The organism is Bacillus kalamii (assembly GCF_047238185.1).
Taxonomy (GTDB): Bacteria; Bacillota; Bacilli; order Bacillales; family DSM-1321; genus Bacillus_AD.
This window is the reverse complement of sequence record NZ_JBDFMI010000001.1, coordinates 62,961-89,251: the sequence shown is the minus strand read 5'-3', so window position 1 is coordinate 89,251 and position 26,291 is coordinate 62,961. Positions and strand designations below refer to the sequence as shown.

The following is a 26,291-nucleotide window of genomic DNA, read 5'->3' as shown; positions in this document are numbered from 1 at the left end:
TTGAAGTGGAGACGCTTTTGTTGTTTATTATTTTCCCGGCTTCGCAACTATCCATTGCTGGTCGCTCTGCGATTCAGGCAATACACGGTCATCGTGCCACATATAGAAAAATCTTTCAGCATTGAATGTGTAATAGCCATCTTGATTGTGGTCAGACGTATCATATGGATCAGCCAAAATCAGGACATCATCACCGGTAAATGCCGGTGTACCCATATCATCATATCCAATTACCACTTGCCAATGCGCCCCCCAATCGGACCATTCAACCATGACAGGTGTTTTTTGCTTCAGATTGCTTTGGACAAATTTTTTGAATTCAACTGGTGAAGCAAATGTTGTGCCGTCTTCTTTTTTGCTGTCCAAGCTGGATTTTACATTCCAGCCGATTTGCTTGAAGAAGGATACCATTCGGTCAGTGCTTGTACCCCATTCACCGCGCTCATTGGCAACACCTTTTTCAACTGTATTATCTCCATCTATATCAACATGAGTTTTCATCATTTTAGCGATTTGCAACTCATCATATTTCTTCACATTATAATGATTCAGCACCATCAATGCAGATGCCGGTCCACAGGAATATTCTTTTGTTTGCTGGTATGTCTTGAATTTCTCCAGCATAACTCTGCTCTTCGAAGACTTGGCTTTATAATAATCCACAGTCGAGAAGTACGGAGAATTCTTATGATTACCTTGCAATGCATAGCCTGCAGCGCCTTCCGTCAAATTGTAGCCCTTTGGATACGGAATCACTCTTTCTTCTTTCGGTTTTTGTGTTGTCTTACTCTTCGTTTTTGCATCTGCTTTATCCAATGCAACAGTTCCAATCGCCCCAGCCAATAACACGGATGATAATAAAACCGACAACGTCTTTTTCAATCCTCAATTCCCCCTTGGAATAGTAAAATAATGAACAGAATTAAAATATAGTATATTCTCACAACATTGTAAATAAAAAACAAAATAAATTTTCACTTTTTTGTTTAGCTGTTTTCTAAATGATTGATAAGATGCACTATGAACGCACTTCGGAAAGTAAATTTCTTTCATAAAAACCCCAAAAATCATTTTATTAAAATTAGACAATGGAAAAACTTGATAAATAGAGAAAGGCGTACTAGGATGGAAGAAGAAACAGAAATAGCCAAGGAGCGGCAACTCCTTGACTATTCCCATTGCTTCTTCTTAGGGGCCTATACTTTTCCAATCAAGAACCACCTTTCCGTTTGCTGCGGCGTTGGGTGGTTTTTCTTTTACCCTTTTTCCTCATGCTTGCTACATGATAGGCAGCGGCTGAGGCTAGTGTCGTAAAAAAAACCATAATAGAACTCTCCACAATCGATTGGAGGAATTGCATGGATATGTCACCTCCTTTTTCCGTAATAGAAAAACAGGAGCATACCACCCAAGCCACGCTTAAATTGTATCCTTAGCCCCCTTAGGGAAAGGATTGCCAAAACCAAACTTGTCTTATTCAGTTTTTATATACAAGGAAGCCACTTTTTCTTCTGAAAGCTTTTCTAAATATCGATCGACCGCCAAATATAATAAACCATTCCCTTCACTTCTTTGTGAATAGCCTAGGGGAATGGTTCGTTTAATTAATTGTGCATATAATTCCGCTTCAGTTAAATGGCGCCCAAAGCTTTCATTAGACAAGTTCTTCAATAAGGCCATCGCCCCCGATACATGTGGAGTCGCCATTGACGTTCCGCTTAGAGTGGCATATTTCCCATTTTTAAACGTTGAAAGAATCTGTTCTCCAGGAGCCACTAAATCCACTTCATTATTGGAATTGCTAAAGCGTGAGGAATGTCTGTCCAAATCGACCGCGCCTACAGAAATAACTTCATTGTAGCATCCGGGATAATCCAATTCATCGGTTCTATCATCCCCATCTCCGTCATTCCCCGCTGCACAAACAACCAAAATGCCTTGTTGTACCGCTCTTTTGATCGCTTCATGCAGTTCTGGCATATCGACTGGTCCACCAAGGCTCATAGAAATGATGTCAGCTTTTTGTTCCACTGCATATTCAATGCCTTGAATAATTGACTCATAAGTGCCCGATCCTTCCTTATCCAGCACTTTTACAATTAGAAGACTTGCTTCAGGAGCTACTCCCACTACTCCTTTTCCGTTTTCCTCTGCTGCGATTGTTCCAGCTACATGCGTTCCATGCCCATTGTAATCTTGATACATACCACTATTTCCGGAATCGTCATCAGTAAAATTCCTTCCGCCGATAATCCGCCCTTTAAGATCTGGATGTTCGATATCGCATCCTGTATCCAGAATCGCGACTACAATGCCTTTGCCTCTATTCCGGCCCCAAAGCTCCGGCGCCTGAATCAACTCTATTCCTTTAGGTACCTCTGATACAGCCGCGACTACTTCATCTACCTGATGTGGAAATAAATGCATATTTTTCTTCATTACTATTCCCTCCTTACAGGTTTTGTCCAGCATGACATTTCAAGTTGTTGGTATAATTTTACAAATATTCAGTCAATTTTAACAGGGACTTTAGATCGATATTAAAGGACTTAAGTCATACAAATTTCGACATTTACTATACGCCGCTTACTATAATCGCATGCTAAAAACAAAAGCGGAAAGCGCCGGTTGTCCCCGACAAGCTTAAGAAGGGCTCCTATCAAAGGCTGCCCTTACCCTTTGGCAGAGATTGAGCTTAAGCCCTCGAGGGGGTGGCACTTGAAGCTGTATAATGAAAAATACCCTCTTTTTCAACTGTGAATATCACCATTTTTAACGTATCTCATAAAAAAGACAGGAAGTTAGGAACCCCCTGTACCTTTCCATCCTATTCTGCTTTTTGCTTTACGCCGGGCTCCTCATTTTCTTCTTTTGCTTGAAGAACGGTTTCTTTCTTCACATCTGCCTCTTCCATCACATCGCTCGTTAATTCCCGGGTCGATTTTTTGAACTCACGCAATGTTTGTCCAAAAGCTCTTCCTACCTCTGGCAATTTTTTCGGTCCAAAGATGATTAAGGCAAGCACTAGAATCAATATAAGTCCTGGAACGCCAATATTTGAAAACATGTAATAACATCCTTTCTACGTCGTTTAGTTTTTATGAAAGCCTATATCCATACCTGGGATATAGGCTTTTCTGTTTAACTTGATAAGTAACCAGCCTTCCGTTTTTGGCATACAAAACATTGCCTGTCATCCTCTCTCAATGTTTTGAATTCCTTTTTACAGGAAGTGCATGTCCGATCAAAAACATGATACTGTTGCGGCTGTACATTCGAAATTTTTTTTTGAATGTGGATCGCTCCCTCCGGGCATGTATCCATGCACAATCGACAGTCGGCACAAGAATGTGGAGAGATTGTAAATTGATTTTCACTCAACCTGAAGCACTCTTTCACACATAATGATTCGCATATCTTGCACAATGAACACTTTAAAGGATCGATTTCAACATGATAGAATTGAGTTTCTTTATAATGTTTCGCCAGCTCAAAATCCATTTGATTGAATCTCCACTTAGCAGGCGTGACTTCTTTCATGATAGACTGGCTCTCTGTTTTCCAAAGGGAAAACAAGTCGCGCCTTGAATAGGTTTTCTCCTGTTCATCCGGCAGTGTGGCTCCCATTTTCAATTGAATGGGCTCTTTACCAAGTGCAAGTAATACAGAATTGGCTTCTTCAAGGGAATCGACCAATTCCTTCTCGGCCGCCTCTTGTTCAGTTGCCGCTGAATGGATACCCTTAGCATAGTATATAAGCATTTCCTTTGCAGAAGGAATGGATTGCGGCTCTACGATTAATTCCCCATTCCAGACTTTCCTTTTTGGATAGATGCCGGCGATGGCCTGCACGGAGCAATTAGCAAGGCATTTACCGCATTCTGTGCAAAGTTCCCTGTTAATTGACGGCTTACCCCTGTCCCACTCAATAGCCTGTTCAAGGCAAACCTCCGTACAACGGTTACACGTTGAAAAAGGGCTCTTATGCCTTACACAGGTTGTTTCATCAATTTCATATTGATAATCCAAACTCTCTGCCCATAAACCTACAATCCCCATTCAAACCGCCTCCTCACCTGCCATAGAACATTATTTCATTTTCATCCGGCAGCCCCTCTTCAAAGGGAACTGCCGGAAACATTTACCTTCTTAGGCGCCAAGTACGTAGAATACGTATCTGCTCATTCCTTCTGCAACTAAGAAAACGGCTAAAGAAGCATAAATTAATGTATAATTTGCTTTCTTTTTGCCTGATGAAAGAGCAAGGTATCCGATCACAGCTAGTCCAATTGCTTCAATGACCCAGCGTATTCCGATGAAACTAGTATATCCCTCTAATTTTTCCGAAGCTGAAATCGTATTGATCAATTGGGTGTCAGCTATATACCCATTAAACATTGCTGTACCGATCAATTGGATGGCTACGCCAAAAATTCCAATGGCAAACGCCCATTTCATGATTTTTCTCAAAGCGCCGCCTTCCATTGTCTTGATCAACAAGCTGGCACCCAGAACAGGCCCAAGCGTAAACGCTGTTCCATAGAATACCAAAAATGTATTCAATGTATCCCAGCCATTTACTCTCGTTACTCTATAAAGCTCTGCCATACAGAAAATATCGGCCAATCCAACGATTCCAGTGATCAGCATTAAGGTTGGATTGATCTTCTTTTGTACCAATGCCAAACCGGCAGTTATACACGCCATTGCAATGAATAATCCTGTAACGACAATTTCATTGCTCATCCACGAGCGTCCAAATCCTCTTACTGCGTTCAGCGCATGGATTGGTTTGCCCAAATGGAAGAATGATGCGAATAACCCAATGACAGAAATGACTGCCAGGATGATCAATGGCCATTTCATCATACTGAACAGCTCTTCGCCCTTTTTCTTTAAAAGAAGCTGTGCGAACCATAGAAATAGCATTCCCCCTACAGCAGCTGGAACGGCTACAGTTAATACCAACAAAGCCCACTCATTCATGAAGAACCCCTCCTTTAATTTGATTGGTTAAGTGGTGTAATCACTAAATTCGGTTTTGTGATTGACGAACTTGGAATCCCTTTAATATCCGCATTTTTTCCATATTTCTCACGCAATTTGCTGATTTCGCCAAATTCAATGGCACGCATCGGACAAGAAGTCACACAATGCGGCTCCTCCCCTTTTTCTCGCAAATCCAGACAAGTATCACATTTTGTCATCATGCCAAGCTCTTCACTGTATTGTGGAGCACCGTAAGGGCAATTCCACTCACAATATTTACAGCCGATGCACTTATCGTGATCGACAACTACTACACCGTCCTCTTTGCGCTTATGCATAGCATTGGTCGGGCATCCTTTCACACATGCAGGTTCATCACAATGATTGCATGAAATCGATATATGTCTCATTGATACATTCGGATATGTTCCTTCTGTAAAATCATATACACGTCTGAAGTTTCTGCCTACCTCCAAGTTATTCGTATCCTTACAAGCAACAACACATGTCTTGCAGCCTATACATTCTGCAACATTTATATAGAAACCCATTTGCGCCATTTCTTGCGGCCTCCTTCCTTTTCATTTTATTTATAATCGATGATACGTTGCTTCCATTTATAGTCTTCTTCCAGCTGTTCGCCGTCCCATTTTTCCAGGTTACATCTGGCCGTATTATAGCCGGATGTTCCCAATCCTGTCGGCACATACCCTACCAGCATATTATCTGCACCTGCGCGGTCGATTTCATCATTTTCGTCCAGGTCAACCCATGCGCCATGCGGCAGACCGAGCGTACCAGGCATGATTGTTTCCACTACTTTTGCCGGACGCAATGTTTTTCCGTGCTCATTGGATAACAGTACTGTCTCGCCATCTTTAATGCCTAGATCCTTTGCATCCTGGGCACTGACATACACCGGATTCGGCCAAGCCTCACGAAGCTGCGGCACGTTATCGAATGTACTGTGCGAACGTCTCAAATAATGAGGATTGAACACTTGGTAAGGATACTTGCCTTTTTTCTTCGTTTCGAAATCTTCGAAAGTGGACTCATATCCTTCTGCTCTTGGTTCGTATTTAGCGATCGGAGCGATCTCTGTGAAAGCTGTTTTGGATGCTTCGTGCATCGCCTTACAATAGATTTCAAATTTACCGCTCTCGCTGGATACTGGATTTTTCGCAGGATCATCAATGAAATCCTTGTATGCGATGAAACCGAAATTATCGCCCGGTTTACGCGGCACTTGATAAATGCCTTTATCCAAATATTCTTTCAGCGGCACACGCCCTTGCTGAGGCTTTCCTTGCACTCCCCATTCTTTAATATCCGCTGCCGTGATGGTCAGCAATGGTTCATAGTCGACGCCATTGGCTGCCACAACGGTGCTGCCTGCCAATTTATTAAAGAATTGCTGCTTCTCGTCGAATGGATAGACTTCTTTCGGATCTTTGCCCAATGCTTTTAACAATAATTTGGCGATTTCCTGGTCACTCTTTGCTTCGTATAAAGGATCGATGATATTAGTCCAAGTAATTAAAATTTCACGGTTACCGCCTTTTACATTGCCGACATTTTCCCATTCAGTTGTAACCGGGAGAACGATATCGGAATATTTAGCATTAGTTGTTAAAGCATACGCATGGGAAACGACGAATTCCACTTGACGATGGGCCTTTATGCCCCTCATGATATTGCTTCTTGTTTGCAGTGTGGCATTGTAATTATGATAGATGAATTGAATATTTACTTTTCGTTCACCCTCGCCCTTCTGCAAGTATTTGCCCGTTAAAACTGCATCGAAAATCTGATTTTCATTGATCATGTTATCGATTGGATTTTCAACGGATGGCAAATTATCTCCTCCGCTATTCACGAGCATCGGACCCATATTGCCGGCATATTCCCAGCAGCTTACACCCGTCATATTGCCCGAGCTTCCCATATGGCCAGTCATCATGCCAAGAGTTGAGAATGCCTGTACCCAGCCTTCGCCGTTATTCGTACGTGCCGGTGCCCAGCCAGTCAATAGAGCTACTCGGTCCGTACCGCCGATTTCACGTGCTAGCTCACGGATTTTTGTAGGTTTTACGCCACAGATTTCCGAAGCCCATTCTGGTGTTTTCGGTTGTTTATCATATGTGCCCAATAGGTAATCCTTAAAGTTCTCTTTCGGATCTGCTCCTTTAGGCATATGGTCTTTATCAAACCCGATTGTGTATTTATTCAAGAAATCCCATTTCACCAACGGATTCGTTTTCGGATCGTCTTCATCCAATAATGTATACATAATGCCAAGTGCAAGGGCATGGTCTGTCCCAGGACGGACAGGTACCCAATCAGCACCGAAGATATTGCTTGAATCTGTGTACAATGGGTCGATTGTAATAAAGCGTGCACCTGCTTTTTTTGCTTGCAGATAGTTATAAGTTGCGCTTCCCATCGTACTCCAAGCAGGGTTGGCTCCCCACAGAACAATCAGTTGCGAGTTGCGCAGATCAAGGCGATCGTTGATGCCGTTAACATAAAGCCCCTCACCAACACCAAGCATTTCATACGTATATAGCCAAGCCCCCCATGAAATAGTTCCAGTGCTGGACGTATGGCCTCCGACAGTCGACATGACTTTACTGATGTCACCGTCTCCTGTAACCCAAATAGATTCGTTTCCGTATTTCTTGGAAATCCGTTTGGTTTCGGAAGCTATATGATTTATCGCTTCATTCCATGAAATGCGCACCCATTGGTCCTTACCGCGCAATTCTTTTTTGCCTCCGCCTGGAGCCCAGTTCTTTCGTTTCATCGGATATTTCAAACGGTCTGCGTTAAACACTTGGTGGCGCTGTGAACGACCGCGCAAGCAGCCTCGTTGTTGAGGAAAATCCGGTGAATCCTTATGTGTATCATCGGTTTTTTGGCGAATGACGACACCATCTTTAACCAAAGCTTTGTTTAGGCATCTGCTTCCGCAATTATGCCAACAAGCCGCCGTTTTCCATACGCCTTCTCCACCGGCAGCTTCAGTGCCGATTTTTTCTTCAGCTTTCGCTACAAGGCCTCTTGATACTGGTATGGCAGCTGTAGCAGCCAAAGCGGATGTCCATCCGATGAACGATCTTCTAGTTATCTTAAAATCTTTGATTTTCTTTACTAGATCAATCATCTTAACCCTCCTACACGATTAGTTTTTTTCTAGCTGTATATTTAAAAGTTCATTTAGAACCTTCAAATCGATTGTAATGAAGCCTTGAAGGATTTTTGCCAATCCTTTATAAAACGCTGTATCTGCATGAGCAATGATTCCGTCTGACAATTCATCCACAAATCTGGAAATATGCTTATCTAAGAAAGTATGCTGCTCATGCAGCAAGTATTGGACTTCAGCTAAGGCATTCGGATTGGCTGGATTGCATGACTCTATGCACAACTGATTCAGGTGGAACATGAAATCCAGCTCGAGTCCAATATGGTCATCCGCTTCCATATGGTCAGCGGATTGGTAAGCAAACTTGCCGTATATGTAGCGTACAGCCAATGTCGTACCCTGGAATATGAGTTTATCCTTTGTAACATACGTGGACTCATATGGAAGAACCTCAATATCGAATGGGCCGATAAACATCTTGGTATAATCCCAGTGCAGACTATCGTAATCTTCATTGCTGTTTACCGGATCAGCGGCTGAGCAGTAATGTTTGATTTCTTGAATCCCTTCCTTAATGCTTTCGGACTCTTCCTGAAACGGAAAGAGATCAATCATATTTTGATAGATAAATGGTTTCAGGTATTCTCTAGATGGCTCCTCGATAAAGAATCTTCGGAGCACATCGTAAGCGAACTCCCTCGCATGGAAGATATGGCTCACATCTTCCAGTGTCATTTTTTGTTGGGTTGCTTCCATTCTAATCATCCTTCCTTACACTCTATATGTTTGGGGAGTGGTAACCTCTACATGCACTTCCCTAATATTTTTTTCCTGCTGATCCATTTCCACTACATTGGAGGAAATGAGAATGTCAGCTTCGATCTCGTTTAATGCTTCAATCGCTTTGACTGGAAACTGTAGAAAATCATAGTCTCTATTCACAATAAAAGGATGATTTTGCTGTTTCAGAATTCTCTTCACCTTATTCTTATCAGAACCGAAAACCTTGGCTGTTTTAAAATAATAATCGTCAGTGGAGAAATGGTAAGTTCCATCCAGTGCCTGATCAAAATTCTGCTGATAGATTTGCCCCGTAAACTTATTTTCCAGTGAACAATAATGGACACCGAGATCCATATGTTCTTTCATGGCGAATTCAACCAGCTCCAGGCAAAGATTCTCACTTTCGGCAACAGCCAGCCCGCCTGCATACCAAAAGTTGTAATACACATCATAAGGAGGATTTTTTAACTCAAATCCATTCTTCCTGAAGTCAGAAGCATTCTGGAACGGAAAGCAAAACTCCAAAAGATTTATCCCGAAGATTCCTAAACGGTCCAGTTCCAGCAGCAGCTCTTTCATCCTCTCCCCTGTCCCTGGAATAACGGGCATTTCTACCATGACATCCGGGATATATTGATTAGCCAACTCTATTTGCTTAAGGATATGGTTCTGCTTCCTTTGTGAATCTTCAAGCTTGATGCTGAAACGGATTTCATCCAATCCTGCCTCCTTCAGCTCCTGAAGAAGGGCAGGATTCAATAAATCTCCCGTCGTATATAGTCGTGTATGGCTTTCCGGAGTCAGTTCCCGGGCCAATTTGAAAAAATCGATCGTTTCCTTCGGATGAAGCAATGGCTCTCCGCCCGTGAGAGCAAGATGCGTAAACGTAACACCCTGTTTAATTAAATCTGATAATTCTCCTGTCGTATTCCTTTGGTTATTCAAATAGAAATGATAATCATCTTGATTTTTATTGAAGCAGAAATAACAATCCCGATGGCATTTCAAAGAAACGAACGATGTATAGCTGCCCGTCCCTGTTTTACATGCTTCACATGCGCTTGAGATTTTTCCATTCGATACGACGCTTTTCCGGTTGTTTCGGACTAAGGCTCCCTTTTCTTCTAGCTGACGGGTGACCGCTTCGTATTCTTCCTTTTCCTTTTGGCGATCCGCTAAAGGAAGGCCGAATTGCTCAATATGCTCCAAAGTAGCTCCCTGGATATCAGAATATATATTCATATATGAAAGCAATGATTTATTAGATATTTTAGAATGGTTCATGACATCTACTCCATATTGGTTTTATTAATGGGAACTTTACGTGAATTAAATCACATAAAATTATATTTTAAAATCTTTTATTGAATAACAACCTTTCCTTGGTATAAAACCAATACACTATTTCAACGTAAAAATCCGCCTACAAAAACAATATTTACACGTTAAAAAATGTATTATTTCCAAAAATAAGAAATTATACATCCATTTATATACTACTATAATATTTATCCGTGTTCTATATAAAATTACCCTATATTTGTTACGGTTTTTTTATCATTTGACAGGATAGACTATTCTCCCCTTGAATATCGGCTATTCGTTCTAAGCGTCCCCCTTTGATTAGATCTCTATTAAAATGTGCTAGAAACTCTAGTCACAACCCCTGTCCGATATTAGTGGCCAAGCATATAATTGTACTATAATGACAAATTTTCAAATCCACTCTCAGCAACTGACTTCTATTATTCCCTTAAGAAAGGAGTGAACGATATGTCCAATTGCAATACGTATAAAAATTTGTCGTCTGGTGTATTGAATACCGTTGCCGGGCAAACAGCTGCCCATTTGGAAATATTGAATCTAGGCTTTTTTCCCGCCACGTTCAGATATCAAATTCTAAACTGGAATAGCGGAACCCCCGTAGTAGCCGCTGACGAAACTGTAATTGTTGCCCCGAATAGAACCACATTCCGAACTGTTGCGACACCTGCCTTTCACTATGAGCTGCGCGTCCAACATCCTGGCGATCCCAACTTGATTATTAATCACTTCGCCGTAAATGCCGCAACATTTACACTGCCGGGCCTAACTCTCACTCAGAAAGACCTTATGGTCATTTCAAGCCCGCTCATTTAACCGTTTCCTAAACCAATAACCCATTCAATGATTGAATGGGTTATTGGTTTCACTATTTTATTAATCAACCGCTCATTTCCTGTATGGTTTCTTCGAAACTAGCTCTCCTTGAACAATAAGTCTCTTATTTGTTTCTGTAGGCACGTCACATGTGACTAATGTAACCTTACTACCTTCCGACGGTCCGATTACATCCATTTCTTTCTCAGAAACAATCTGTTTGTCTGTCACTTTGTATACATATGTTGACTGGAAATCTGTCAACTCGATACGCGCACCTTTTTTAACTTCAAGTAAGGGACCGAATAATAAATGGGTACGCTTCATATGATGGCCAGCCAAGGGATAATTTCCAACTCCCATTTGTTGATCAGCTCTCATAGTGCCTGCTCCTGCCAATAAATTGTCCGATGTCATCCCTTTTAGTATAGGTAATTCGAGGCCTACTTGCTTAATGCTTATTTGTCCGACAATAGATTGTTTATAATCCTTCAGGCTAGCTTTCATTACATTCATTACCGATGGAGGCTGGATGGTATCATAATCATAACGAGCCCGCAGCGCCCTATTTTCGGCTACTTCTTTTCCCGTCAGTTCTGTTGCTTGATTTTTCTTTTGTAAATGAGCAACCATTTGATCTTTTAGGAAAGGTGTTGCTATTAAAAGAAGCCCGAGCAGTATGCAGAATAAAGCAATCATCTTACGCCACATATCTTCCATTCTCCCATCTCTGTATTCTCGCCGTTCTCTTTTAAATCCGGAGATATAAATAATATCGGCCTATCCCATCCATTATCGTCTATTTTAAGGATATAATCTTTTAGCCTATTTGTCTCTCACGCAACTTACAGATAAGGAATTTTTAATACTACGAGATAGGATCATGTAAACCTTAGGCAAATACTCAGACATTCCCTTGCACAACAAAAGTCCCGCCTCTTTTCCAAGAAGGTGGAACTCTTCAAATCCTTACAACCCTGAAACAATAGGGCTAACTTCTTCTTCTTGAACCGCTCGAACCTTAGACGGCAATGATTCAATCATAAAGAATGAACATAGATAAGCGATGAACGCTGCACCAGCACTAATAAAAAGCGGAGCTGCAAGGCCCCAAGCATCAGCAGCCATCCCGCTAATAATCGGATTTAGGAAACCTCCAAATAACTCACCGACGCCGATGACTAGGCCGACAGCAACCCCAGCAAATTTGAATGGAACCGATTCAACAGGGATTGCAGACATGACCATTGCACCTATTCCTGTACCTGCAGAAAATAAGAAGACCAAAACCATTAGCAATGTTACAGAGTCAACAAAGAATATAGAAAGAGGCGTCAATATTGAAAAGAATCCAAAAATAAGAGCTGCCGGCTTCCTGCCAATTCGATCTGAAATAGCCGGCACTACTATGCCAAAGATTGCAAAACCTGCTCCGAATGCTGCCATAATAACACTCATTGTACTTGCTGAAAACGCTTTTACATTTACAAGGAATAGTGGCGCGTAAATATTGAACGCCATCAAGTATGTCATGAAGCAGCTGAAAATAATAATCGACAGCCAAATATTGCGTTGTTTGACCACTTCTTTAAAACGTACCTTCTCACTCGCCTTTTCTCGATTGGCATCAGATTGTTCTAGTTTTTGCGGATTTCTTACGTTTTTCAGTATGACCAATGATAAGATGATTCCTGGGATAATAGTTAGATAGAAAGCTGTATGCCAATTAAATTGATTGGCTAAGGCAACAATGACAAGCGGAGCTAATAGGCTGCCAAATACCGCATTCCCCGTATTCATGGTGAATCCTGTATTAAAGCCGCGCCGGGATTCAGAGGATTCTATAGCAATGATCGACTGTGTAATTGGAATAATCGGTCCTTCCACCACCCCCATTACCAAACGAAGGACAAACAGCATAGCGAAGGAAGCAATCAAACCATGCAACAAAGAAACAATGGAGAAAAGCAGAACGAATATGGCCAATACCGCCTTTTTGCTTTTCGCTTTATCCGACATGTAACCTCCTAGCGGGCCTGCAAAAGACCCTGTTAATGCCAAAGCTGCACTGGCCAAACCAATTTGTGTGTTATTCAAACTAAAGTCTTCCTGCATGAAGGGGAAAAGATAATTGATTGCCAGCCGATCAAAGAATACAAATCCAATCGAGAAAAAAAAGATAGCAGTTAATTTGTTTTCATAATGCCAAAATGTCCGCTTTTCCATAATAAAAACACCCTTCCTTAAAATCACATATTATTAAAATGAGTAAAAACAATCTATAAAATACTGTGATACCGAGTTGATTGATAGAAATAGCAATCATCTGGATTTCAAGGCTTGATGAGACTGTTCCGCCTTTTTATAAAGAAAGGGTGAATATGAAATCCATTAAACATTCAAGTTTAGGAAATAATGAGAGGTATTGCGTTAATGAGATTCTGCCCTTAGCTGGCTTGGCCCATCATTCTGCAATGGATGCTATGAAATAGACGGGCTTTGCATCCTTTATTGCGTTGGAAGAAAAATAATAAGACGGAAGGGAACCTTTTTAAAAGAGAGATGCTTCGTCCATTAAGCTGTACAGATAATACTGGAACGGAACACCTCTCCTTTATTAGCAATTTTCCCCTCACCTAATTGGATTATGTTGTTTTTCTCTGTCCACTTTCAATTCAATTCCCCGCCCTTAAAAACTGACCTGTACGCTTGTAAACATCCTTATATTCCTCAAGATGAGTGAATTTACCTAAGAAGCCATGGGTGGCGCCCTCATATCTTTTTGTTTCAACTTGTACGCCGCATCTCTTCAATTTGTCTGCAAAAAGTTCCCCTTCATCCCGAAGCGGATCATATTCTGCGGTAATGATGAGCGCTGGAGGAAGATTCTCTAAATGCTCTTCTCTAATAGGTGAGACAAGCGGATTTTCCGTATCTGCACCAGCAATTAAATAGAAGGAATTATGTTCAGCTAATTGGTCGCTTTCCACAAAATAGCCTTTTCCATTTTCCACTAATGAAGGGTAACGAAATTCACTGAAATTAAGATCCAGTGATGGATAGTACAGCACTTGCTTGGAAATAGAAAATTCCTGTTTACTTCGGGACATCAGCGATACGGCGGCAACTATGTTTCCTCCTGAACTATCGCCTGCGATCGCAAGGTTCTTTCCGTCCCACTGCAATTCATCCTTATGTTCTGTTGCCCATTTTACAGCATTGTAGCAATCGTCCAATGCTGCAGGAAAAGGATGCTCAGGAGCAAGGCGATAGCCTACAGAAATGACTTTATGGCCAGATTCCATACATATCGGACGGACAATTTCATCGTGGCTTTCTAAATCTCCAGAGAAGAATGCGCCACCGTGAAAATACATAAGGAGCGGGTATGATTCCGCATCTTCAGGTGAATAGATTCTTACCGGTATATCGGCTTCAGGAGTTGGAATGATTTTTTCTTCTACACTATGAACCTGCACACGTTTTTCGATGGGTAAAACAGGGATATTGAACATTTTTCTATGTTCCTCCGGTATGATCTTCTGTTTAGGTTCAGCTGGCGGAATGGAATCCAAAATCTTTTTTATCTCAGGATGTACTGGCATATCTGTCTGCCTCCTTATTTCTCTCATCCCGATCCTTCTCGATCGGATTTGTTTTAATGAATCGTTTCTTTTTCCAACCTTGGAAAAGAGATTTACATATTTGCAAAAATAGGCTGATGGTCTATCTCCGCTGATTGAATAGAGATTGCTCAATATTATCGGACCTCATACGATTTCAAGGACTCCGCAATCATTACCTTCCCTTTAAAACCATGTTCACTTACTACTTTTTTTGTACGTTTAAGATCCATCTCACCATTAAACAAATGGGTTAGGAGCAGCTGCTGATAATTCCCCGCTGCCGCGGTTTTCCCTATTTCATCCAAACTTATATGGGCGCTCTCTAACTGAGGTTTGATGCGTTCAAATACATCATGGTATGGATCGCCTTCTTTGACTGGCGTAAGCATCCCATCTATCACTACTAAATTGGCATTCTTCGAGAAATTGATCAGCCCTTCACTATATTCAGTATCTCCGGTAATAACCACTGATCTGCCATCAGCCTCAAATTTATAAGCGACCGCTTTTATAGAATGGGGTACCTTTACGGTCGAAATCTTTACACCATCCAGCTCGAATGTTTCTCCGCCTTTTAGTTCTGAAACGCTCACCTGGTCCAGTATTCCATCTCGTGTTGCATACCCCGTATTAATTCGGTACTGAATATCTTCCTTATAGAATTCCGTTGCTGTATCATAGAATTTCTGTGTGCCAGGCGTGCCCATAACATGTAATTCAGTTCTCGGCTTGTGTGTAGCCCATCCTGCAAAAAGCATGGTCAAAAAATCGGAGTCATGGTCTGAATGATGATGTGTAAATAAGATATTATGGATGTCGTATGGCTTAATGCCCGCCTCTTCCAATCCATGTACACAACCTCCGCCGCAATCTACTAAGAATTTTTTATCCTTATACTGGACAAGCGTCGCAGCCCAAGTCCTTGTTTTTTCCGTTGGCGGCGATCCCGTACCAATCGTGGTGACTATAAAACCTGAAGGGGTGTCTTGCACAGGAGTCTTCTGCTTACTGCTGGCTTCTACATCCTTTTTCCCTTCTGGCGCTGAACCATTTCCACATCCCAACAATAAAGCAATCGGCAATGCCATCGTAAATAATATCATCATCCATTTCCTGCTATTCATAGCATTTTCCTTTCTTAATCAATTTGCCATACTATCGAAAGATGACTTACCTATACTGGAATTATCTGCAAAACTCTCAATGATTCACCGATTAAAAAGGTTTTTGTTGTTTTAGAAGTGCGCCTTTTCCGGGAAAGCGGTTTCAGCTTTATCCGTCGGAAACAAGCGGGACAAATCCTGGTAAAGCTTTGTGATTGGTTTACGCTGTTCTTCATACTTTTGCAGGGCGTCAGCAACTGTTTCTTTTTCAACGATTGCTTGAGCGAGCACTTCACCATCCTGGATGGCCATGTTAGCACCTTGCCCTTGATTATGAAGCATGGCGTGAGCTGAATCGCCGATCAATGTCACACATTTAGTGCTCCATTTATCCATTGGTTCCAGATCACATAAAGGACGCGTTACAATATCCTCTAACTTAATATTTTCAATAATTTTTTGGATTGTAGGCCCAAAACCTTTTACACTTTCCATAATTTCATCCTTAGTTACTGTCGGACGCCAAGCAAACGCACCTGGAACAGTAATATCTACAGAAACTTGCCGGCGGCCTTCCAATGGCAATAAGTAGACGGAATTATCACCATCCACATAAATACGTAAGACATTTTCTTCAGAAGACATGCCAAGTGCCGCTTCATTAGAAATTAATGCACGGTGTGCGAGGTATCCGGAGTATACCGGCTCATTTTGTCCCAAAACCTGTGTACGGATTGGTGAACGAATGCCATCGGCGGCAATGACAAGATCAGCTTCAATCGTTTTGCCGTTAGTGAATTTCACTTCAGCATAGGCGCCGTGGTCGATTATTTCTGTTAAGCGATGGTTTAAATGCAGTTGATCTGCCGGGACATGAGCTACTAATGTATCCAATAAATCTGCACGGTGAATCAAACGGGCGTATGCCTCTGATTGATCATCCGTTAATACCGGCCATGCTTCTTTAATGAAAACCTGGTCATCCCCAGCTATAATTTCCATAAAATCGCTTCTAGCGGTTACTTTTTCTATATCTTCATACACTCCCCATTTTTTGAAGCAATTAACGGTTGGCGGACGCAGGCCGATGCCGGCACCGACCTCTCCAAAAGCAGGCGCTTGCTCATACACATCTGCACGGATTCCTTTCGATTTCAATGCAATGGCAGCCGAAGAACCTGCAATTCCTCCACCAATAATGGCTACTCTCAATTCAGATTTAGATTTCATAACTATTTCCCTCCTAAGCTGTTTCTTTTAAGATTTTTTTATAGTAGGCAAGTTTCAAAGGAACTAAGGAAAACGCAATAGCCGCTATAATGCCTGGTATCGCAAACGAAATAAAATTCATTTGTATAGGTAGATTAAGAGATAATAAGACACCGCCAAAGGCCGGCCCTACAATTCCCCCTATCCTCCCGATTCCTGAAGCAAAACCAATGGCAGTCGAACGCATTAATGGTGGATAATACTGTGATACAAATCCGTAAGAGATGTTTTGGGCCCCCATTGTGCATGCACCGGTAATGGCAACAAGAACATACAGAATCAACATATTATTTTTAAATCCAAGAAGTGTCATACAAATTGCCGACACAACAAACATCGGGACAAGCACTTTTTTAACACCCAATTTGTCTGCAAGGCCTCCAAGGATCAGCGTGCCAATAATGGCACCGATATTGAAAACAATTAAAAATCTTAAACTAGACCCTAGCTCATAGCCGGCACTGAACATCAGATTCGGGAGCCAAGTGCTGACTCCATTGATCATTAGCAAACACATGAAAAAGGCAACCCAGATCATTACCGTGCCTAGTGTACGGTTGTTCTTAAACAGGGCCATAACAGGAGACCCGGTCTCTTTTTCGCTTTGTATTTCTACAAATTCCATATCGGGTGTAAAGGACATCTTGTTGTTCACCTTCGAAAGAACCAAACAAAGTTCATCAAATTTCCCCTTTTTCAATAGAATAGCGGGGGAATCGCGAAAATACTTGACCATGAAGGGAATGAGCAAAATAGGAAATGCCGCTACCCAATAAACACTGTGCCATCCCATATGGTGGGGTATAAAGTAAATTCCAATAAAAGCCGCCAAAATGCCGCCTACAGAAAAAGCGCACATGACAATCGAAACCATCATATTATGCATGTGTTTCAGTGCGTAATCAGTCATTAGGGCAATCACATTCGGCAGAACACCGCCAATCCCCACACCGGCAATGAAACGAAAAACAGAAAATAGGAGCGGTCCAGGTGCAAATGCACATACAAACGAAAAGAAGCTAAATATGGCTACACTTAAAATAAGGACAATTTTCCGTCCGTATTTATCTGCGTTAATGCCAAATAAAATGGCTCCAATCATCATTCCGAAAAATCCGTAACTGCCAATCATGCCTGCCTGAACTGTCGATATGGACCAATCCTTCATTAGAACCGGGATGATGGAACTGTAGATAACAAGATCAAACATATCAAATGTAATAATGAGGCAGCAGCAAACCAATAATCCTAAGTGAAAACGGTTAAACTTCCCTTCATTCACAGCATCAGTAATGTTTATTTGGGCCACTTTGCATCCTCCAGTGTAATAATTTACAGAAAATACTGAATATAAAGAAAATATTTAGTGAAATTATGTCCATCATTTCCAGTTGGGCTTGGACAAACTCCTAAATTCATCCTTGAATGAAGGAGTTTGCCAGCTCTTCTTATTTCCTAACTCGTTGAAGGCCTATTCCCTTAGCGATTCACAGTAAGGGAAAATTTATACTCATCGGCAATATGGACTGCCCTTCTCCAGCCTATAAGCCGGTCATTCCGGGTATGCAGTTTAGTTTCAATGATGAGGACCGGGTCCCCGCTTCTGATGCCCAAAATCTCTGCCTCCATACTTTTTGCACCTGACGCAGAAATTTGGTGGTCTCCCCTGGAAATAAAAATGCCTTGTTCACTCTCAAGCAGAACGAATACACTGTCAGCCTCTTCAAGTTCCCTTTCATTTGGCTGGAAATCCTCCGGGACAACCAAATAGGTTTGTGTCCATACAAGCGGCTTCCCTTTGAGTGAAATTAAGCGGGACGTTCTCAAAGTTTCATCACTAGGATCAAGTCCAAGGATCGCGCATATTTTTTCTGTTGATGACACGCGGTCCACACTCAATATTTTCGATGTGCAGTCGAGGCCTTGATCTCGGAGAAACCCGACCAAACCGCCTAACTCCAATCCTTGAGGACGGACAGGGAGTTCCTGCACAGGGAAAGTGCCCTTCGCCCGCTCCCGGTAAACGTACCCTTCATTGGCAAGCTCTTTCAATGCCTGGCGGACAGGCGCACGGCTCACGTGGAACCGCCGGACAAGCTCTTGCTCAGTGCTGAACGGGCGCCCAGCTTCGGCGTCTGCTGCCTGAAGCTCCTTAATCAAAATCTCCTTGATTTGTTTATATATAGGAACGGATGAACTGCGGTCAATGGTGTATTTTTTGGCTTGATTCATCATGGCCTCACCCCGATATTTTCAGTCTTCATATTGTATGTCTGGCTTTTAAGAGGAGCAGCTGTACATTCCTGCAGGTATTCAAATGAAACCCCCGGAGCAAGTTCTTGGACGACAAGGCCGCCATCTGTCACGTTAATCACAGCAAGATCAGTATAAATCCGATCCACACAGCGGGGCGCAGTCAGCGGATACGTGCATTCCTCAACGATCTTCGGAACTCCCTTACTGGTATGCTGCATGCAGAGAAAGACACGCTTACTGCCGACGGTCAAATCCATGGCTCCCCCGACACGTCCAAGTGGAGCATCAGGAAGCTTCCAACTGGCGAGATCCCCATTCGACGAGACTTGGAATGCGCCTAGTACAGATGCATCAATATGCCCGCCCCTGATCATGGCAAATGATTCTGACTGGGAGAAAAAACAACCACCCGGTTTTATTGTGATAGGTTCCTTGCCGGCGTTCACAAGATCCATATCCTCTTTGCCCGGTTCAGGTTTCGGCCCTAGCCCAAGAAGGCCATTCTCGCTATGGAGAATAATTTCCTTGCCTTCAGGAATTACATCGGCTATAAGAGTGGGCAATCCGATGCCAAGATTTACGCACCAGCCGTCCTCCAAGTCCTCACCTACCCGGGAAGCCAGTTCAAGCTTTGTCCATCCTCTCTTCTGTTGTCCTTTATCCATTCACTGCCACCTTCCCTTCTAGTTGCCTATCTATTTCCACTAAGCGATGTACGTATATACTAGGTGTTATAATACTTTCCGGATCAATCCCTCCAATTTCTACAATTTCGTCCACCTCGGCAATTGTGATTTTTGCTGCTGTGGCCATTACTGGATTAAAATTCCGTTGTGTCTTGCGGTAAATGAGATTTCCCCAACGATCTGCCCGATGCGCCTTAATGAAGGCATAGTCACCTGTGATAGCATGCTCTAAAAGATGCAATCGACCATTGTAATCGCGCGTTTCCTTTCCTTCCCCCAGTTCCGTGTGAGCCGCAGTCGGTGTATAAAAGGCAGGGATGCCTGCGCCGCCTGCGCGTATGCGTTCTGCCAAAGTCCCTTGAGGGTTAATCTCCAGCTCTATATGTCCATCGTCCATGCGCTTAATCAATTCGTCGGCATGGGGACCTACAGGGAAAGAACAAATAATCTTGCTCACTTGGTTGTTGCTGATTAATGCCGCAACTCCATCACTCACCGCACCAATATTATTCGATACAACGGTTAAGCCCTTCGCCCCCTGATTAGTAAGGGCGGCAACAAGATGTGATGGAAGTCCGCTTCCGCCAAAACCTCCAACAAGCAGCGTTGCTCCATCTCTCATATCAGCCACAGCTTGATCAGCATTTTCATATTTCTTTTGGATCATACAGATTTTCCTCCTCCCACTTGTCGTGTGCACCATTCAGCTCTTCTTGATACCCATTCATCGTCACAAAGAAAGCACAGGGTAAATTACGTGGGTCGCCTGTATAATGAAGTTCATCAGCAATCGATTTGAACGGGCCATACACTTCATCATTTTCAAGGAACTCTACACTGTCTGTCAAATATTGGTTCGCTATTCCAACTAATTTGGCGTCCATGTCAAGACTAGCTTGAAGAACAGCAGCAACCTCGTCACCATCAATTTGCGGCCCGAACACCTTGCCGCATCCATCACGGAAATGATGGCCTAAATATAATCGATCCGGCTGCAATTCCTTACTAATTTTCTCAATGCTTTGGCGATATAAAGCAGGATTTTCGATTGTCGGCATCCCGCTCCTCGCCCCACCGTACATTTGTACCGCGTCAGCTGCAAATGCCCATCCCAAGCCCTCGAGAACAAACGTTACCGATCCGATTGAATGTCCTGGTGTTTCGAAAACCTTGATTGACACACCTCCTCCGATTGAGATTTGATGGCCATCCGAAACCTCAAACGCAGGTTCTAGATCTCCACCGATATCATTCATAAGAGCCACTATGTGTTTTTCCTGTGTTTTCTGGTCCATATATTTTCCTTGAAGCCCTTTATAATCTGCAATATGTTCATTGCGGTCACGCAGTAAATAGGCTTCCTTTTTCGGGATAACAACTGCCGCTCTTCCCCCTGTTTTCTCCCAAACTGCCCGTGCGCCGCCCAAATGATCGACATGTCCGTGTGTAAGAAGAATCCAGCGTATATCTTCAATACGAATACCGTGGCCAGCCAGTACTGTTTCTATTTCCAGCGAGGCAGAGGAAGCAACTCCCGCATCAATAAGTGCCGGTTCAGGTGCATCGATATAATAGGCGTAGGCAGAAGTTGGCCCGAATTTACATTCAATTGGAATAACACGTACTGAATTCATGTTGTTCCTCCCTATAATCAATTTGGGGTGCCGACGCCGACTGTCATTTAGGCAGAGGCACGGCAGCCTGATTCAGCATTCATTTATTTTGCAGCTTCCTTCGCAAACACTTTGTGTCTATTACTGAGAACATCGAACTCTTTTGGGATGACTGGCAACACAAGTCGAGATGGATGCTCTTTATCGCGATAGATTTTATGCATGGTTGCACGGCCGCTTGGCAAATGATAACTGTCTGGAGGCAATAATTTTGCACTTTCCCCATCCAGCGGCTCGTTGCATGAAAGCTCCAATTCTATGCGATGTCCCGGTTTTATTAAGAACGAGAATGGATATAACCGGATCGCATACTCGTTAATTTCACCAGGTACTACCGGCACCGCACGGTTATGCGGATGCCAAGGCTCTCCATATGTTGATTTCTTATCATCCAATTCACGATGGGATGCTTTTAAATAACCTGACGTCATTAATGTACGTTTGCCGCTCGGATCCATATCGTAAAGCTTTGCAATAAGATTCGTATCATCTGTATCGATTTCCACATGCACGTATAGTGCACCGGTCCCTGTCATTTCAACAGGCTCAAGAAATGTATCACTTATCCATTTGAGCTTTTCAGATGTTGTTGTTACTGTTAATGGAGCTTGATAAAAGCCATCAGGATGTGCATATTCGGATGACAAGGGCTCCGGTTTGCCGCTGATTTTATGACGCGGGCGCAAGTAAAATTCTTTCTTTTCCTCATAAGGCAGCGGCCAGTGATCTTCTTTGCGCCAATTAGTGGACCCTTCCACAGAAAACTGGACCGGGGGTTCATCCATAATCCCTGTATCAACTCCTTTCAACCAGTAATCATACCATCTGAACATTTCATCGTGGCATTCATGGAATGGACGTTCGAGCATCGGCGGAAGCGCTTGGATATCAAGCTTTTTAATACCGGATACTTTTTCAAAGCATTCAATCGTGCCTTCAACATTCCAGCCGCGCCCCCATTTCGCCTGAAAATAGGTCGGAATGGTCACTTTATGCGCCACTTCTATAGCTGAATCTGCTTTCCAGAACTCGCCATCAAGCGGATTCAATAAATAATCAATCCATAATTCATGACGGTCCTGATAATGTAAGAGATGGACAAAGTCTGACCAATGGGCAATATCAGGGTCGCTTAAACGGTCTTGCGTCATTTGTTTACGTTCTTCCGGTGTGAATACCTTCGAGCTCTTGCTTGCTACATTATTGAATGCGTTGCCGCTATCGCCGCCGCGCCCTTCACGGGAAGCCCTGGGCATAAGCCACATAATACCGCCATGGTAACAAAGCTCATAAAGATCGAAGTGCCCTCCATTTGCAAAGATAGCCTTTAAGTGCGGAGGTTGTTCTGCTGCACCTAGGATTTGGACGGATGCAAAATATGAAATACCGATCATTCCAATATTGCCATCGCACCAATCCTGCTCTGCCAGCCATTCTACAAGATCATATATATCTTTGCCGTCGCCGTGTCCGCCAGAGTTATAGTTCCCGCACATTTGGCCTTCAGAACCGCCTGTTCCACGTACATCGGCAATGACATGCGCATATCCACGGGATACGACTTCATGGATATCCCCTGCTTCAATCGCTCCATTCCATAGGTGGCTGGGACGGGCTTGCGGAGGCAAGGTCAGTGCTTGGGCCTGCAGTTCTTTTCCATATGGGCTAAGTGCAAGCAGTGCAGGCACTTTGCCCCTGCCTTCAGGTCGATATAAATCTGCGGCGATATGTACTCCGTCGCGCATTTGAATGCTTACATCCTTAGTGATTATCATCTCTATCCTCTCCTCTTCTAAGTCCTTCTATATGATTAAGGGCTCCATTATGCTTTCAACAGGACAGATGAAAATGAACGTTCATGCTACGAAAGCGAAATGTAAATTCCGCCAAATTGTCAGTCATATAGAGTCGTAAATTGCCTATTACTCGACAGGAGTGAAGCACGGAACAAAAGAGCCTGGATTATCTCGATCTCCAGTTTGCTTGAATGCTATCTTTACTCGTTGGCCAATATGAATAGTATCAAGATCACAATCGACTATATTGGTCATCATTCTGGGACCTTCATCCAGTTCAACAAAGGCAATTGCATAAGGGACTCCTCTACGCATGACACTATAAGTGTAGATACTGCCCGTACCCTTCGATTCTTTCCATTCTGTCCTGTGGCTCATGCAAAAAGGGCATAGAACACGAGGGAAATAATGATATTCTTCGCAGGAGGTACACAGTTTAATTAATAATCTTCCTTCTGAGGCAGCCCTCCAGTATTCCTCATGTTCTGGATGAATTTCAGGGATTGCCATTTTTCTGGACTCGTGCTGATTTGCCATAACCTACACCCTCTCCAAGATCAATGTTGCGCTGCCATGCCTGCTCGCCAGTCCACCGCCTGTTCCATGGACTAACGCAATGTCACAATTATTCACTTGCACGTTTGGATTAGCCTCTCCCCGCAATTGCCGGACAGCCTCTATCACTTTAACCATGCCGCCACGGCTTGCTGGATGGTTATTGTTCAATCCTCCTCCATCCGTGTTGACAGGAAGTTTCCCAACGCCTGCAATCAGATTGCCATCAGAAACAAATCTGCCCCCTTCGCCTTTCTGACAGAACCCTAAATCCTCCAGCTGCATCAATACAGTGATAGTGAAGCTGTCATATATGGAAGCGTACTTAATATCCCCTGGTGTAATGCCGGCTTCTTCGAAGGCTGCTGCTCCTGACCATAAGGCACCGCTATGCGTAAGATCCGTTTTTCCACCCATTAAACCCTTTGGTGATTCCCCTGCGCCCATGACTCGGACCAGCGGACGTTTCAGACTTTTGGCGATTTCAGGATTTACCACGACAATGGCGCCGCCGCCATCGCTTACTACACAGCAATCCAGTCGATGCAATGGATCCGCTATCATAGGGGAGGAAAGTACGTCCTCTACTGTGACCATATCACGGAGCATCGCATATGGATTAAAGTGGGCATGATGTGAGGCTGCTACTTTAATCCAAGCCAGTTGCTCACTGGTCGTACCGTATTCATGCATATGGCGCATTGCTGCCATTGCATATTCATTAACAGCTGTCGGACCATATGGAAGTTCAAAAGGGGCATCAGGCACATTTGCACCGGCCGCCTTTTGCTTAATGCCACTTCTTCCTTCAGAGCGCGGACGGCCTCCCATCGTAATCAATGCAATAGTGCATTTTCCAGCAGCGATTGCCTGTGCAGCATGGGAGACATGGGCGATGTAAGAAGAGCCGCCCATATCGGTTCCATCTGCGTGGCGGACATGAAGCCCTAGATAATCAATCATGGATAGCACGCCGCCCGGTGCATCGCCAGCACAGAAATAGCCGTCTACATCTTCAAAAGAAAGTCCGGCATCGATCAAGGCACCCCTTGCACATTCAGCATGGATGGCTGCAACTGATTTATCTGGTGCTTTTCGTGCCGGGTGTTCGTATGCTCCAGCAATATAAGCCGTTCCTTTAATACTCATCTTAATAACCTCCCGTTCATCCTGTTGAAAAATACCAGTTTGCCCCGCCATGTCCAACGATTGTCCGAAGGCGGAGCAGCTTCAGAAAACGCAGGATATCCTTTTATTTCACACTTGCTAACAAGTCTGTTTTCTCGCTACTGAGGGGTTCTTTAGGTTCCTGCATAGTAAGGATATCCGCAGGAGTGCGTACTAAAAGGTGTTCAAACACCTTTTTACTTACACCTGCTTTCAGAAGATCCGGGATGAACTCTTCAAACAGATAATTCACGGAATGTCCCTTTAATCCTGGCCATCCAAGAGCACAACAATTAGCATCAGCCGAAATGACAGCACGGTCTAAATATCCTTTTTCCAGGAAGCGGAGAAAATGCTCCACACGATCCCGCCGCGGGCGCGCCCAATATGGGGACCCTTCCATTTCAGTATCGTAACCGATCGTATCGAATCCTACATATCCTCCCAGTTCGGCTATCATCGAGTCGCGCTCTTCATTCAGATAGCCGCCATCATCGGCATGCCCCATCAGTACACGACTAAGCGGCAAACCTTCTTCATCGAAAATGGCAATGGCAGATTCAGCATCCACACAAAGATGCGTGATGATCGGTACACCCGTTTTCAATGCAGCCCTTGCTGCTGCCCGGTATATCCGTTTATCAAGTTCGTTCAGCTTGCCCCCGCGGCTTACTCCCACTTTAACTGCCCCTGCTTTTGCGCTTGTGCCGTCTATCCCAACCATGATTTCATGGATGAATAAGTCCGTCAGATACTCAACAGATTTTTCACGAAAGTATGGAAGAGCTGAGTCGCCTGCCACAAAGCCAGTAACCGCAACAATATTGACTCCTGTTCTACGTGAAAGCACCTGGAAGTATTCGACATCACGACCGTTTCCGATCCCTGTACAATCTACAAATGTTTTACCGCCATGCTCACGGAAACGGCGCAGCTTCTCTATTGTCACTTCAAAAGCTTCTTCAGGTTTTTTCCACCATTGCGTATCTAAGTCGCATCCTGGAAGACCGAAACCGATATGTTCATGCATTGCTGTGATGCCTAAATCTTCTGTGGCAATCGGGCCCAGAACCGTATTAACCTTACCCATTATTCATTCACTCC

The 26,291-nt window shown here is 43.4% G+C and carries 24 protein-coding genes; 1 reads left to right on the top strand and 23 read right to left on the bottom strand.

Going from position 1 to position 26,291, the window contains the following annotated elements; translation table 11 throughout:
• Nucleotides 1-27: 27 nt before the first annotated feature.
• The 9 genes from ABC357_RS00465 to ABC357_RS00425 form a co-directional block, all read right to left on the bottom strand.
• Entirely contained in the window at nucleotides 28-882 is an 855-nt protein-coding gene (locus ABC357_RS00465) for a C39 family peptidase (protein ID WP_412885618.1), read from the bottom strand.
• A gap of 591 nt (nucleotides 883-1,473) precedes the next feature.
• Nucleotides 1,474-2,439, bottom strand: a complete 966-nt coding sequence (locus ABC357_RS00460; protein WP_412885617.1) for a S8 family peptidase — start codon at nucleotides 2,437-2,439, stop codon at nucleotides 1,474-1,476.
• A 388-nt stretch (nucleotides 2,440-2,827) separates the two neighbouring features.
• The gene (locus ABC357_RS00455; RefSeq protein WP_412885616.1) at nucleotides 2,828-3,067 is read right to left on the bottom strand and encodes a twin-arginine translocase TatA/TatE family subunit; all 240 of its coding nucleotides are present in this window, start codon (nucleotides 3,065-3,067) and stop codon (nucleotides 2,828-2,830) included.
• Nucleotides 3,068-3,141: 74 nt separating this feature from the next.
• Nucleotides 3,142-4,059 carry a 4Fe-4S dicluster domain-containing protein gene (locus tag ABC357_RS00450; protein ID WP_412885615.1) on the bottom strand — a complete coding sequence of 306 codons (918 nt, stop codon included), beginning with the start codon at nucleotides 4,057-4,059 and terminating at the stop codon, nucleotides 3,142-3,144.
• Between the two features lie 90 nt (nucleotides 4,060-4,149).
• Nucleotides 4,150-4,986 (bottom strand): dimethyl sulfoxide reductase anchor subunit family protein, encoded by an 837-nt coding sequence (locus ABC357_RS00445; protein ID WP_412885614.1) that lies wholly within the window; start codon nucleotides 4,984-4,986, stop codon nucleotides 4,150-4,152.
• A 14-nt stretch (nucleotides 4,987-5,000) separates the two neighbouring features.
• Complete coding sequence (locus ABC357_RS00440; protein WP_412885613.1) at nucleotides 5,001-5,549, bottom strand: DMSO/selenate family reductase complex B subunit; 549 nt, start codon at nucleotides 5,547-5,549, stop codon at nucleotides 5,001-5,003.
• 26 nt (nucleotides 5,550-5,575) lie between these two features.
• Nucleotides 5,576-8,152: a molybdopterin-dependent oxidoreductase gene (locus ABC357_RS00435; RefSeq protein ID WP_412885612.1), complete on the bottom strand. Its 2,577-nt coding sequence runs from the start codon at nucleotides 8,150-8,152 to the stop codon at nucleotides 5,576-5,578.
• An 18-nt stretch (nucleotides 8,153-8,170) separates the two neighbouring features.
• The gene (locus ABC357_RS00430; RefSeq protein WP_412885611.1) at nucleotides 8,171-8,890 is read right to left on the bottom strand and encodes a TorD/DmsD family molecular chaperone; all 720 of its coding nucleotides are present in this window, start codon (nucleotides 8,888-8,890) and stop codon (nucleotides 8,171-8,173) included.
• A 15-nt stretch (nucleotides 8,891-8,905) separates the two neighbouring features.
• Nucleotides 8,906-10,201: a radical SAM protein gene (locus tag ABC357_RS00425; RefSeq protein WP_412885610.1), complete on the bottom strand. Its 1,296-nt coding sequence runs from the start codon at nucleotides 10,199-10,201 to the stop codon at nucleotides 8,906-8,908.
• 489 nt (nucleotides 10,202-10,690) lie between these two features.
• On the opposite strand from ABC357_RS00425, the gene ABC357_RS00420 reads away from it, so the two are divergent.
• The gene (locus ABC357_RS00420; RefSeq protein ID WP_412885609.1) at nucleotides 10,691-11,056 is read left to right on the top strand and encodes a hypothetical protein; all 366 of its coding nucleotides are present in this window, start codon (nucleotides 10,691-10,693) and stop codon (nucleotides 11,054-11,056) included.
• Nucleotides 11,057-11,128: 72 nt separating this feature from the next.
• On the opposite strand, the gene ABC357_RS00415 is transcribed toward ABC357_RS00420, so the two are convergent.
• From ABC357_RS00415 to ABC357_RS00350, 14 genes are all read right to left on the bottom strand, one after another.
• Nucleotides 11,129-11,767, bottom strand: a complete 639-nt coding sequence (locus tag ABC357_RS00415; RefSeq protein ID WP_412885608.1) for a class A sortase — start codon at nucleotides 11,765-11,767, stop codon at nucleotides 11,129-11,131.
• A gap of 258 nt (nucleotides 11,768-12,025) precedes the next feature.
• Nucleotides 12,026-13,282, bottom strand: coding sequence for an MFS transporter (locus ABC357_RS00410; protein WP_412885607.1), 1,257 nt, complete (start codon nucleotides 13,280-13,282; stop codon nucleotides 12,026-12,028).
• A 449-nt stretch (nucleotides 13,283-13,731) separates the two neighbouring features.
• Nucleotides 13,732-14,661, bottom strand: coding sequence for an alpha/beta hydrolase (locus ABC357_RS00405; RefSeq protein WP_412885606.1), 930 nt, complete (start codon nucleotides 14,659-14,661; stop codon nucleotides 13,732-13,734).
• A 155-nt stretch (nucleotides 14,662-14,816) separates the two neighbouring features.
• Entirely contained in the window at nucleotides 14,817-15,788 is a 972-nt protein-coding gene (locus ABC357_RS00400; protein WP_412885605.1) for an MBL fold metallo-hydrolase, read from the bottom strand.
• A 129-nt stretch (nucleotides 15,789-15,917) separates the two neighbouring features.
• Nucleotides 15,918-17,015, bottom strand: coding sequence for an FAD-dependent oxidoreductase (locus ABC357_RS00395; RefSeq protein ID WP_412885604.1), 1,098 nt, complete (start codon nucleotides 17,013-17,015; stop codon nucleotides 15,918-15,920).
• Between the two features lie 13 nt (nucleotides 17,016-17,028).
• Nucleotides 17,029-18,363 carry an MFS transporter gene (locus ABC357_RS00390; protein ID WP_412885603.1) on the bottom strand — a complete coding sequence of 445 codons (1,335 nt, stop codon included), beginning with the start codon at nucleotides 18,361-18,363 and terminating at the stop codon, nucleotides 17,029-17,031.
• A gap of 170 nt (nucleotides 18,364-18,533) precedes the next feature.
• Nucleotides 18,534-19,289: a GntR family transcriptional regulator gene (locus tag ABC357_RS00385; RefSeq protein ID WP_412885602.1), complete on the bottom strand. Its 756-nt coding sequence runs from the start codon at nucleotides 19,287-19,289 to the stop codon at nucleotides 18,534-18,536.
• On the bottom strand, nucleotides 19,286-19,975 hold the full coding sequence (locus ABC357_RS00380; protein ID WP_412885601.1) for a 3-oxoacid CoA-transferase subunit B: 690 nt from the start codon (nucleotides 19,973-19,975) through the stop codon (nucleotides 19,286-19,288). The genes ABC357_RS00385 and ABC357_RS00380 overlap by 4 nt, the downstream gene beginning before the upstream one ends.
• Nucleotides 19,968-20,663 (bottom strand): 3-oxoacid CoA-transferase subunit A, encoded by a 696-nt coding sequence (locus ABC357_RS00375; protein ID WP_412885600.1) that lies wholly within the window; start codon nucleotides 20,661-20,663, stop codon nucleotides 19,968-19,970. The genes ABC357_RS00380 and ABC357_RS00375 overlap by 8 nt, the downstream gene beginning before the upstream one ends.
• Nucleotides 20,644-21,630, bottom strand: coding sequence for an MBL fold metallo-hydrolase (locus ABC357_RS00370; RefSeq protein WP_412885599.1), 987 nt, complete (start codon nucleotides 21,628-21,630; stop codon nucleotides 20,644-20,646). Before ABC357_RS00370 ends, ABC357_RS00375 begins: the two co-directional genes overlap by 20 nt.
• A gap of 83 nt (nucleotides 21,631-21,713) precedes the next feature.
• Nucleotides 21,714-23,444: a CocE/NonD family hydrolase gene (locus tag ABC357_RS00365; RefSeq protein WP_412885598.1), complete on the bottom strand. Its 1,731-nt coding sequence runs from the start codon at nucleotides 23,442-23,444 to the stop codon at nucleotides 21,714-21,716.
• Nucleotides 23,445-23,591: 147 nt separating this feature from the next.
• Nucleotides 23,592-24,002 carry a Zn-ribbon domain-containing OB-fold protein gene (locus ABC357_RS00360; protein ID WP_412885597.1) on the bottom strand — a complete coding sequence of 137 codons (411 nt, stop codon included), beginning with the start codon at nucleotides 24,000-24,002 and terminating at the stop codon, nucleotides 23,592-23,594.
• A 3-nt stretch (nucleotides 24,003-24,005) separates the two neighbouring features.
• Nucleotides 24,006-25,169: a thiolase domain-containing protein gene (locus ABC357_RS00355; protein ID WP_412885596.1), complete on the bottom strand. Its 1,164-nt coding sequence runs from the start codon at nucleotides 25,167-25,169 to the stop codon at nucleotides 24,006-24,008.
• A gap of 103 nt (nucleotides 25,170-25,272) precedes the next feature.
• Nucleotides 25,273-26,277: a phosphotriesterase family protein gene (locus ABC357_RS00350; RefSeq protein WP_412885595.1), complete on the bottom strand. Its 1,005-nt coding sequence runs from the start codon at nucleotides 26,275-26,277 to the stop codon at nucleotides 25,273-25,275.
• Between the last annotated feature and the right edge of the window lie 14 nt (nucleotides 26,278-26,291).